Here is an 11,575-nt window from a genome sequence, read left to right on the forward strand (position 1 = left end):
CGAGTAACGCTGTAGAATTCGCCTCCCGCTAACGTGAGATGCCAAATCGAACGAAGCGCAAGTGGTTGAAGTTGAAAAAGAAATTTTGAAAACTTCTGAAAATAACCGCTTGACAAGATGAGACGCTGCTGTAGAATGCGCGCCTCGGTTGAGACGAAAGATTCTTGACCAGCCGCTCTTTAACAACTGAATCAAGCAATTCGTGTGGGTGCTTGCGCTGTAAGACTGAAGTCAACAGATTATCAGCATCGCAAATTACTCCACGAGAAATCATGGTTTAACCAACGATTGCTGAGCCAAGTTTATAGGGTTTTCTCAAAACCCGATTGCAGTATTGAACTGAAGAGTTTGATCATGGCTCAGATTGAACGCTGGCGGCAGGCCTAACACATGCAAGTCGAGCGGATGAAGGGAGCTTGCTCTCTGATTCAGCGGCGGACGGGTGAGTAATGCCTAGGGATCTGCCTGGTAGTGGGGGACAACGTCTCGAAAGGGACGCTAATACCGCATACGTCCTACGGGAGAAAGTGGGGGCTCTTCGGACCTCACGCTATCAGATGAGCCTAGGTCGGATTAGCTAGTTGGTGAGGTAATGGCTCACCAAGGCGACGATCCGTAACTGGTCTGAGAGGATGATCAGTCACACTGGAACTGAGACACGGTCCAGACTCCTACGGGAGGCAGCAGTGGGGAATATTGGACAATGGGCGAAAGCCTGATCCAGCCATGCCGCGTGTGTGAAGAAGGTCTTCGGATTGTAAAGCACTTTAAGTTGGGAGGAAGGGCAGTAAGTTAATACCTTGCTGTTTTGACGTTACCGACAGAATAAGCACCGGCTAACTCTGTGCCAGCAGCCGCGGTAATACAGAGGGTGCAAGCGTTAATCGGAATTACTGGGCGTAAAGCGCGCGTAGGTGGTTTGTTAAGTTGGATGTGAAAGCCCCGGGCTCAACCTGGGAACTGCATCCAAAACTGGCAAGCTAGAGTAGGGCAGAGGGTGGTGGAATTTCCTGTGTAGCGGTGAAATGCGTAGATATAGGAAGGAACACCAGTGGCGAAGGCGACCACCTGGGCTCATACTGACACTGAGGTGCGAAAGCGTGGGGAGCAAACAGGATTAGATACCCTGGTAGTCCACGCCGTAAACGATGTCAACTAGCCGTTGGAATCCTTGAGATTTTAGTGGCGCAGCTAACGCATTAAGTTGACCGCCTGGGGAGTACGGCCGCAAGGTTAAAACTCAAATGAATTGACGGGGGCCCGCACAAGCGGTGGAGCATGTGGTTTAATTCGAAGCAACGCGAAGAACCTTACCAGGCCTTGACATCCAGTGAACTTACCAGAGATGGTTTGGTGCCTTCGGGAACACTGAGACAGGTGCTGCATGGCTGTCGTCAGCTCGTGTCGTGAGATGTTGGGTTAAGTCCCGTAACGAGCGCAACCCTTGTCCTTAGTTACCAGCACGTTATGGTGGGCACTCTAAGGAGACTGCCGGTGACAAACCGGAGGAAGGTGGGGATGACGTCAAGTCATCATGGCCCTTACGGCCTGGGCTACACACGTGCTACAATGGTCGGTACAAAGGGTTGCCAAGCCGCGAGGTGGAGCTAATCCCATAAAACCGATCGTAGTCCGGATCGCAGTCTGCAACTCGACTGCGTGAAGTCGGAATCGCTAGTAATCGCGAATCAGAATGTCGCGGTGAATACGTTCCCGGGCCTTGTACACACCGCCCGTCACACCATGGGAGTGGGTTGCACCAGAAGTAGCTAGTCTAACCTTCGGGAGGACGGTTACCACGGTGTGATTCATGACTGGGGTGAAGTCGTAACAAGGTAGCCGTAGGGGAACCTGCGGCTGGATCACCTCCTTAATCGAAGACTCGGCTGCTTCGCAAGTTCCCACACGAATTGCTTGATTCATTGAAGAAGACGATAAGCAGAGCCTTTAATAGGTCTGTAGCTCAGTTGGTTAGAGCGCACCCCTGATAAGGGTGAGGTCGGCAGTTCAAATCTGCCCAGACCTACCAGTTCCCTGGGGCCATAGCTCAGCTGGGAGAGCGCCTGCCTTGCACGCAGGAGGTCAGCGGTTCGATCCCGCTTGGCTCCACCATTTACTGGTTTGCCGCTGCTTGTGTTGCTTAAAGCTTAGAAATGAGCATTCCATCAGGCTGATGATGAATGTTGATTTCTGGTCTTTGATCAGATCGTTCTTTAAAAATTCGGGTATGTGATAGAAAGATAGACTGAAGGCCACTTTCACTGGTGGAACTTCAGGCTAAGGTAAAGTTTGTGAATAGCAAACTTTCGGCGAATGTCGTCTTCACAGTATAACCAGATTGCTTGGGGTTATATGGTCAAGTGAAGAAGCGCATACGGTGGATGCCTTGGCAGTCAGAGGCGATGAAAGACGTGGTAGCCTGCGAAAAGCTTCGGGGAGTCGGCAAACAGACTGTGATCCGGAGATGTCTGAATGGGGGAACCCAGCGGTCACAAGACCGTTATCTTGCACTGAATACATAGGTGCAAGAGGCGAACCAGGGGAACTGAAACATCTAAGTACCCTGAGGAAAAGAAATCAACCGAGATTCCCTTAGTAGTGGCGAGCGAACGGGGACCAGCCCTTAAGTTGATTTGAGGTTAGCGGAACGCTCTGGAAAGTGCGGCCATAGTGGGTGATAGCCCTGTACGCGAAAACCTCTTGTCAATGAAATCGAGTAGGACGGGGCACGAGAAACCTTGTCTGAACATGGGGGGACCATCCTCCAAGGCTAAATACTACTGACTGACCGATAGTGAACCAGTACCGTGAGGGAAAGGCGAAAAGAACCGCGGAGAGCGGAGTGAAATAGATCCTGAAACCGTATGTGTACAAGCAGTGGGAGCCTACTTTGTTAGGTGACTGCGTACCTTTTGTATAATGGGTCAGCGACTTATTTTCAGTGGCGAGCTTAACCGAATAGGGGAGGCGTAGCGAAAGCGAGTCTTAATAGGGCGTCTAGTCGCTGGGAATAGACCCGAAACCGGGCGATCTATCCATGGGCAGGTTGAAGGTTAGGTAACACTGACTGGAGGACCGAACCGACTACCGTTGAAAAGTTAGCGGATGACCTGTGGATCGGAGTGAAAGGCTAATCAAGCTCGGAGATAGCTGGTTCTCCTCGAAAGCTATTTAGGTAGCGCCTCATGTATCACTGTAGGGGGTAGAGCACTGTTTCGGCTAGGGGTCATCCCGACTTACCAAACCGATGCAAACTCCGAATACCTACAAGTGCCGAGCATGGGAGACACACGGCGGGTGCTAACGTCCGTCGTGAAAAGGGAAACAACCCAGACCGTCAGCTAAGGTCCCAAAGTCATGGTTAAGTGGGAAACGATGTGGGAAGGCTTAGACAGCTAGGAGGTTGGCTTAGAAGCAGCCACCCTTTAAAGAAAGCGTAATAGCTCACTAGTCGAGTCGGCCTGCGCGGAAGATGTAACGGGGCTCAAACCATGCACCGAAGCTACGGGTATCACTTAGGTGATGCGGTAGAGGAGCGTTCTGTAAGCCTGTGAAGGTGAGTTGAGAAGCTTGCTGGAGGTATCAGAAGTGCGAATGCTGACATGAGTAACGACAATGGGTGTGAAAAACACCCACGCCGAAAGACCAAGGTTTCCTGCGCAACGTTAATCGACGCAGGGTTAGTCGGTCCCTAAGGCGAGGCTGAAAAGCGTAGTCGATGGAAAACAGGTTAATATTCCTGTACTTCCGGTTATTGCGATGGAGGGACGGAGAAGGCTAGGCCAGCCTGGCGTTGGTTGTCCAGGTTTAAGGTGGTAGGCTGAAATCTTAGGTAAATCCGGGGTTTCAAGGCCGAGAGCTGATGACGAGTGTTCTTTCGAACACGAAGTGGTTGATGCCATGCTTCCAAGAAAAGCTTCTAAGCTTCAGATAATCGGGAACCGTACCCCAAACCGACACAGGTGGTTAGGTAGAGAATACCAAGGCGCTTGAGAGAACTCGGGTGAAGGAACTAGGCAAAATGGCACCGTAACTTCGGGAGAAGGTGCGCCGGTGAGGGTGAAGGACTTGCTCCGTAAGCCCATGCCGGTCGAAGATACCAGGCCGCTGCGACTGTTTATTAAAAACACAGCACTCTGCAAACACGAAAGTGGACGTATAGGGTGTGACGCCTGCCCGGTGCCGGAAGGTTAATTGATGGGGTTAGCGAAAGCGAAGCTCTTGATCGAAGCCCCGGTAAACGGCGGCCGTAACTATAACGGTCCTAAGGTAGCGAAATTCCTTGTCGGGTAAGTTCCGACCTGCACGAATGGCGTAACGATGGCGGCGCTGTCTCCACCCGAGACTCAGTGAAATTGAAATCGCTGTGAAGATGCAGTGTATCCGCGGCTAGACGGAAAGACCCCGTGAACCTTTACTATAGCTTTGCACTGGACTTTGAATTTGCTTGTGTAGGATAGGTGGGAGGCTTTGAAGCGTGAACGCCAGTTTGCGTGGAGCCATCCTTGAAATACCACCCTGGCAACTTTGAGGTTCTAACTCAGGTCCGTCATCCGGATCGAGGACAGTGTATGGTGGGTAGTTTGACTGGGGCGGTCTCCTCCTAAAGAGTAACGGAGGAGTACGAAGGTGCGCTCAGACCGGTCGGAAATCGGTCGCAGAGTATAAAGGCAAAAGCGCGCTTGACTGCGAGACAGACACGTCGAGCAGGTACGAAAGTAGGTCTTAGTGATCCGGTGGTTCTGTATGGAAGGGCCATCGCTCAACGGATAAAAGGTACTCCGGGGATAACAGGCTGATACCGCCCAAGAGTTCATATCGACGGCGGTGTTTGGCACCTCGATGTCGGCTCATCACATCCTGGGGCTGAAGCCGGTCCCAAGGGTATGGCTGTTCGCCATTTAAAGTGGTACGCGAGCTGGGTTTAGAACGTCGTGAGACAGTTCGGTCCCTATCTGCCGTGGACGTTTGAGATTTGAGAGGGGCTGCTCCTAGTACGAGAGGACCGGAGTGGACGAACCTCTGGTGTTCCGGTTGTCACGCCAGTGGCATTGCCGGGTAGCTATGTTCGGAAAAGATAACCGCTGAAAGCATCTAAGCGGGAAACTTGCCTCAAGATGAGATCTCACTGGAACCTTGAGTTCCCTGAAGGGCCGTCGAAGACTACGACGTTGATAGGTGGGGTGTGTAAGCGCTGTGAGGCGTTGAGCTAACCCATACTAATTGCCCGTGAGGCTTGACCATATAACACCCAAGCAATTTGAGCCAAGGGCCGGATTGCGGTGACTGTGGAGACGACACGAACCGAGAGTTTGCGTCACGAACGGATATCACATACCTGATTTGCTGAAGCGTCGAAAGACGAGTCGGCACACCGAATTTCTTGACGACCATAGAGTGTTGGAACCACCTGATCCCATCCCGAACTCAGAAGTGAAACGATACATCGCCGATGGTAGTGTGGGGTTTCCCCATGTGAGAGTAGGTCATCGTCAAGATTCAATTGCAGAACCCCGTTTGCGAAAGCAGACGGGGTTTTGTCTTTTCCGGGACTTGAAAATCCTCCTCGTGATGGCTCTTTGCTTGTATGTCGCCCGACACCCCATCCCAGCAGCTACAGTTGCCAATCAGTCCCAGTGATAACGCGGCAATCACCGCTTCGTTGCTTAGCAAAAGATAACGTCATGTTGATTGTCATACGTTTCCAAAGCTGGCTAGGATGAGGTCGCTTCGGTGAGGCCACGCGCGCAGGCTAGAGCGCTTGCTGCGTCGGACAGCCCTCGAGGAACCTAATAAAAATAAAGGAAGGGGAAGCTCCATGCGTGAGCCAGTCAATCGGCACACTGGGTTCGCAGCCGTTCAGGGCGATGACGGTTTTCGGACAATCCGGGCGAGCAAGCCTCTGAATATTGCAGCCTCGTTGTTTATCTCCATGGCGTTTTGCGGTGCTGTGTCGGCAGCCGAAAGTACGTCAGCCGACACGTCCGGCAGCACGGGCGATGCCGCCACCTTTGCACTTGAATCCGCTAAAGCTTCCCGCAGCCTGTTGCTGGACGTCACTCACGCAGGCAATCGCATGGTCGTGGTCGGTGACCGTGGTCACATCCTTTACTCCGATGATCAGGGTAAAACTTGGCTGCAAGCCAAAGTCCCTACTCGTCAACTGCTGACGGCGGTTTATTTCGTCGATGACAAGCACGGCTGGGCCGTCGGCCACGATGCTCAGATCCTCGCCAGCAGCGACGGTGGCGTCACTTGGGGAAAGCAGTTCGAAGACCTCAAGCGTGAGGCGCCGCTGCTGGATGTCTGGTTCAAAGACCTTTCCAGTGGTATCGCGGTGGGCGCCTATGGCGCGCTGCTGGAAACCCGGGATGGCGGTCAGCATTGGGAGGATATCGGCGACCGTCTGGATAACGAGGACCAGTATCACCTCAACGGTATTACCTACGTGAAAGACGCGGGTCTGTTCATTGTGGGGGAAATGGGCAGCATGTTTCGCTCTACCGATGACGGGCAGACGTGGGAAAAAATAGAAGGCCCGTATCAAGGCTCGTTGTTTGGTGCGGTCGGGACTGCACAAGCCAATACGCTGCTGGCTTACGGCCTGCGCGGCAACCTGTTTCGCTCCACCGACTTCGGCAGCAGTTGGGAGCTGGTTTCGCTACAGGGCGAGCGCGGGCCGCTGGAGTTCAGTATTGCCAATGCGTCGCTCATGCCAGACCACTCCATCGTGCTGGTGGGCAACGGCGGCACTGTGATGCGCAGCACCGATGACGGGGAAACCTTTACGGTCTCCAATCGCCCTGATCGCCTTTCTCTGGCAGGGGTGACCGAGGACGACAAGGGAAATCTCATTCTGGTCGGACAAGGCGGCGTGCACCTTGCCTCGCCAACGGGCGCCGATGTCGCTCAACAATAAGAACTGGCTCGGCGAGGACACTTTTCCATGACCAATCTTCAACACCACCACGACAAACCGACGCTGCTTGAGCGATTGATCTTCAATAATCGCCCGACGGTGATCGTGATTTGCCTGCTGGTCAGTATTTTCCTGTTTTGGCAGGCGACGCTGGTGCGGCCTTCCACCAGCTTCGAAAAGATGATTCCCCTCGGGCATCCGTTCATCCAGAACATGATGGATCACCGTAACGACCTCGCAAACCTGGGTAACACCGTACGGATTTCTGTGGAAGCCAAACAGGGCGACATCTTCTCCAAGGAGTACATGGAGACCCTGCGGCAGATCAACGATGAGGTGTTTTACATTTCCGGCGTGGACCGCTCCGGACTCAAGTCGCTTTGGAGCCCGAGCGTACGCTGGACAGAAGTGACGGAGGAGGGCTTTGCCGGTGGCGAAGTGATTCCGCAAAGTTACGACGGCTCTCAGGACAGTCTCGACAAGCTGCGCAATAACGTCCTCAAATCCGGGCAGGTCGGCCGTCTGGTGGCCAACAACTTCAAGTCCAGTATTGTCGACGTGCCACTTCAGGAGTCCTACCCGGACCCTAACGACCAGAGCAAACTGTTGCCACTGGATTACCGCCAGTTCTCCCACCAACTGGAAGAGAAGATCCGCGACAAATACGAAGCCCAGAACCCCAATGTCGACATTCACATTGTCGGTTTCGCCAAAAAGGTCGGTGATCTGATCGACGGCCTGATCATGGTGGTGATGTTCTTTGGTGTGGCTTTCCTGATCACACTCGTCTTGCTGATGTGGTTCACTCGCTGCGCGCGCAGCACCGTGGCGGTATTGAGCACGACGCTGATTGCCGTCATCTGGCAGTTGGGGCTGATGCATGTGGTGGGGTTTGGCCTTGATCCTTACTCGATGCTCGTGCCATTTCTGATCTTCGCCATCGGTATTTCCCACGGCGTGCAGAAGATCAACGGTATTGCGCTGCAATCCAGCGATGCCGACAACGCGCTGACTGCAGCACGTCGCACGTTCCGACAGCTGTTCCTGCCGGGCATGATCGCGATTCTGGCGGACGCCGTAGGGTTCATCACCTTGCTGATCATCGACATTGGCGTGATTCGTGAGTTGGCCATCGGTGCATCCATTGGTGTGGCCGTCATCGTGTTCACCAACCTGATTTTGCTGCCGGTTGCGATTTCTTACATGGGTATCAGCAAAAAGGCTGTTGTGCGGAGTAAGGAGGATGCCGTCCGTGAACACCCGTTCTGGCGTCTGTTGTCGAATTTCGCTGCGCCCAATGTCGCCAAGGTGTCGGTAATCCTGTCGCTGCTCGCGCTGGTTGGCGGTCTTTGGTACGGACACAACTTGAAGATTGGTGACCTTGATCAAGGCGCTCCGGAGCTGCGCCCGGATTCGCGTTACAACCAGGACAACAATTTCATCATCAACAATTACTCCACCAGTTCCGATGTGCTGGTAGTGATGGTCAAGACACCGCCTGAGGGCTGTTCGGCCTATCAGACGCTGTCAGCGATCAACGAGTTGTCGTGGAAGATGGAGAACACGCCGGGCGTGCAATCGGCGATCTCGCTGGTCACGGTCTCCAAACAAGTCATCAAAGGGATGAACGAGGGCAACCTGAAATGGGAGTCGCTGTCGCGCAACAAGGATGTGCTCAACAGCTCGATTTCCCGTGCGGACGGGCTGTACAACAACACCTGTTCGTTGGCGCCGCTGTTGATTTTCCTCAACGACCACAAGGCTGAAACCCTCGACCGCGCTGTTCATGCGGTGCAGGACTTCGCCAAGGCCAATAACAAAGAGGGGCTGGAGTTCTTGCTGGCTGCAGGCAACGCCGGGATTGAGGCGGCCACGAACGAGGTGATCAAGCAGGCCGAACTGACCATCCTGATTCTGGTGTACATCTGCGTGGCCGTGATGTGCATGATCACCTTCCGTTCGTGGGCGGCGACCTTGTGTATCGTGCTGCCGCTGGTGTTGACGTCGGTGCTGGGCAACGCGTTGATGGCATTCATGGGCATCGGCGTGAAAGTTGCGACCTTGCCAGTGGTGGCATTGGGTGTGGGGATTGGCGTGGATTACGGCATTTACATCTACAGCCGTCTGGAAAGCTTCCTGCGCGCGGGCTTGCCGTTGCAAGAGGCGTATTACGAAACCCTGAAATCAACCGGCAAGGCGGTGTTGTTCACGGGGTTGTGTCTGGCGATTGGCGTCTGTACCTGGATTTTCTCGGCCATCAAGTTTCAAGCCGACATGGGCTTGATGCTCACTTTCATGCTGTTGTGGAACATGTTCGGCGCGCTGTGGCTGTTGCCTGCACTGGCGCGGTTCCTGATCAAGCCGGAGAAGATGGCGGGCAAGGTGGGGAATTCGTTGTTTTCTCATTGATTCGGCATTTGAAACGAAAAAACCGCACCCCCGTAGGCATTGCGGTTTTTTTGTGGCGCAGTGACATTTGTGGGGGCCGGCTTGCCGGCGAATACGGTGGGTCAGCGACGAATGTATTGCCTGATACTCCGCATTCGCCAGCAAGCCGGCTCCCACAGGGTCAGTTATAGATAAAGAACCCACGCCCGCTCTTGCGCCCTAGATACCCGGCCGCAACCATTTCCTTGAGCAGTGGTGCAGGGCGGTATTTGCTGTCGTTGAAACCTTCATGGAAGGCTTCGACAATGGCCAGCAATGTGTCCAGGCCAATCAAATCAGCCAGTGCCAACGGGCCGATCGGCTGGTTGCACCCCAGGCGCATGCCGTCGTCGATGTCCTGTGCCGTGGCCAGCCCCTCCTGAAACACCAGAATCGCTTCGTTGATCATCGGCACCAGAATGCGGTTGACCACGAACCCCGGTCGGTTGCCTGCGGTGATGGCGGTCTTGTTCAGGCGCTCGGCCAGTTTGATCGCCACCACGTGGGTTTCATCGGCGGTTTGCAGGCCGCGAATGACTTCGATCAGGCCCATCATCGGCACCGGGTTGAAGAAGTGCAGGCCAATGAAGCGTTCCGGGTCGCTGACGCTTGCGGCCAGTTGGGTGATTGACAGCGATGAGGTGTTGGAGGCGATCACGCAATCCCTACCGACGTTGTCCGCAATCTGCTTGAGCAATTTCAGTTTAAGGCCGAGGTTTTCAGTGGCCGCTTCGATCACGACTTGCGGGTCACTGAGTTGCGCGTAGTCGGTGGTGCAGCGAATGCGCGACAGCGCTTCTTCGGCCAATTCGACAGTCAGCGTCTGCTTGTTGACCTGACGCTCCAGGTTTTTGCGCATCGTCGCCAGGCCCCGCTCCAGTGCGGCGTCGCTGATGTCCAGCAGGGTCACGTCGAACCCGGCAATCGCGCAGACTTGCGCGATGCCGTTGCCCATGGTGCCTGCGCCGATCACGGCAATGTGTTGCATGGTCATGAAAGTCGCCCCTTACACACGTTCGAAGATTACCGCGATGCCTTGGCCGCCGCCGATGCACATGGTGACCAGCGCATAGCGTCCGCCGATGCGGTGCAGTTCGTGGATGGCCTTGGTGGCGATGATCGCGCCGGTCGCGCCGACGGGATGGCCGAGGGAAATTCCCGAGCCATTCGGGTTGACCTTTTCCGGATCGAAGCCTAGTTCACGGGCCACGGCGCAGGCTTGTGCGGCGAACGCTTCGTTGGACTCGATCACGTCCAGATCGGCGACGGTCAGCCCGGCGCGCTCCAGCACCTTGCGGCTCGCCGGAATCGGGCCCAGGCCCATCATCGACGGTTCAACCCCCGCGTGAGCGTAGGCCACTAGTCGCGCCATGGGCTTGAGGCCGTGTTCGCGCACCAGGTCGCCATTGGCCATGATCAGCGCTGCCGCACCGTCGTTCAGCCCAGAGGCGCTGCCCGCCGTGACCGTGCCGTCCTTCTTGAACGCGGTTTTCATCTTTTCCAGCTGTTCGGCGGTGACGTCACCTCGCACGTGTTCATCCTGCGCGAAGGTCACGGTGCCTTTGCGGGTGGCGATTTCAATCGGCACGATTTGGCCATCGAAACGACCCTCGGCAATGGCACGCGCGGCCCGCTGCTGGCTGGATAGCGCCAGAGCGTCCTGATCGGCGCGGGTGATGCCGAAATTTTCAGCGATGTTTTCGGCCGTGATGCCCATGTGAATGTTGGCGAAGGGATCGTGCAGCGCACCCAGCATGTAGTCATAGGCCTGCACGTTGCCCATCCGCGCGCCCCAGCGGGCCTGCGGCATGATGTAGGCGCCGCGGCTCATGGATTCGGCGCCACCGGCCAGCACGGCCTTGGCATCGCCCAGCAACAGTGATTGCGCCGCCGACACGATAGCCTGAAGGCCCGAGCCGCACAGGCGGTTGACGTTCATGGCCGGGGTTTCCTTGGTCAGCCCCGCCTCCAGCGCGATGACCCTAGACAGATAGGCGTCGCGCACTTCGGTCGGGATGACATGGCCCATCACCACGTGACCGATGTGCTCGGCGGCCAGCCCGGATTTTGCCAGCGCTGCACGGCTGACCTGAGTGCCCAGTTCGATGGGCGAAACATCCTTGAGGGAGCCGCCGAACCCGCCTATGGCGGTGCGCAATGCGCTGACGACGAAAACTTCGGTAGTGCTCATGTCGACTCCTGAAACCTGCTGTATGGGGGCTGAATGGG

4 protein-coding genes, 2 tRNA genes and 3 rRNA genes are annotated in these 11,575 nt (G+C 55.3%); 7 read left to right on the plus strand and 2 right to left on the minus strand.

Annotation, left to right across the window (positions count from 1 at the left end; genetic code table 11):
- The first annotated feature begins 336 nt into the window (after positions 1-336).
- The 7 genes from ACI5GA_RS24115 to ACI5GA_RS24145 all read left to right on the plus strand — a co-directional run bounded on the left by ACI5GA_RS24115 (position 337) and on the right by ACI5GA_RS24145 (position 9,328).
- Positions 337-1,873: ribosomal RNA gene (locus tag ACI5GA_RS24115) — 16S ribosomal RNA — on the plus strand.
- A 79-nt stretch (positions 1,874-1,952) separates the two neighbouring features.
- Positions 1,953-2,029: transfer RNA gene (locus ACI5GA_RS24120), tRNA-Ile, on the plus strand.
- A 7-nt stretch (positions 2,030-2,036) separates the two neighbouring features.
- Positions 2,037-2,112: transfer RNA gene (locus tag ACI5GA_RS24125), tRNA-Ala, on the plus strand.
- A gap of 242 nt (positions 2,113-2,354) precedes the next feature.
- Positions 2,355-5,244: ribosomal RNA gene (locus tag ACI5GA_RS24130) — 23S ribosomal RNA — on the plus strand.
- 138 nt (positions 5,245-5,382) lie between these two features.
- Positions 5,383-5,498, plus strand: a 5S ribosomal RNA gene (rrf, locus tag ACI5GA_RS24135).
- Together the 16S, 23S and 5S rRNA genes with 2 tRNA genes alongside form the textbook arrangement of a ribosomal RNA operon.
- Before the next feature lie 320 nt (positions 5,499-5,818).
- Complete coding sequence (locus ACI5GA_RS24140; protein WP_421424571.1) at positions 5,819-6,919, plus strand: WD40/YVTN/BNR-like repeat-containing protein; 1,101 nt, start codon at positions 5,819-5,821, stop codon at positions 6,917-6,919.
- Positions 6,920-6,946: 27 nt separating this feature from the next.
- Positions 6,947-9,328, plus strand: a complete 2,382-nt coding sequence (locus ACI5GA_RS24145; RefSeq protein WP_421424572.1) for an efflux RND transporter permease subunit — start codon at positions 6,947-6,949, stop codon at positions 9,326-9,328.
- Between the two features lie 160 nt (positions 9,329-9,488).
- On the opposite strand, the gene ACI5GA_RS24150 is transcribed toward ACI5GA_RS24145, so the two are convergent.
- Both ACI5GA_RS24150 and ACI5GA_RS24155 read right to left on the minus strand, forming a co-directional pair.
- Positions 9,489-10,340 (minus strand): 3-hydroxybutyryl-CoA dehydrogenase, encoded by an 852-nt coding sequence (locus ACI5GA_RS24150; protein ID WP_404632804.1) that lies wholly within the window; start codon positions 10,338-10,340, stop codon positions 9,489-9,491.
- 12 nt (positions 10,341-10,352) lie between these two features.
- Positions 10,353-11,537, minus strand: a complete 1,185-nt coding sequence (locus ACI5GA_RS24155) for an acetyl-CoA C-acyltransferase family protein (protein ID WP_421424573.1) — start codon at positions 11,535-11,537, stop codon at positions 10,353-10,355.
- Between the last annotated feature and the right edge of the window lie 38 nt (positions 11,538-11,575).

The sequence above is a fragment of the Pseudomonas sp. Pseu.R1 genome (genome assembly GCF_045764065.1).
Lineage (GTDB): Bacteria > Pseudomonadota > Gammaproteobacteria > Pseudomonadales > Pseudomonadaceae > Aquipseudomonas.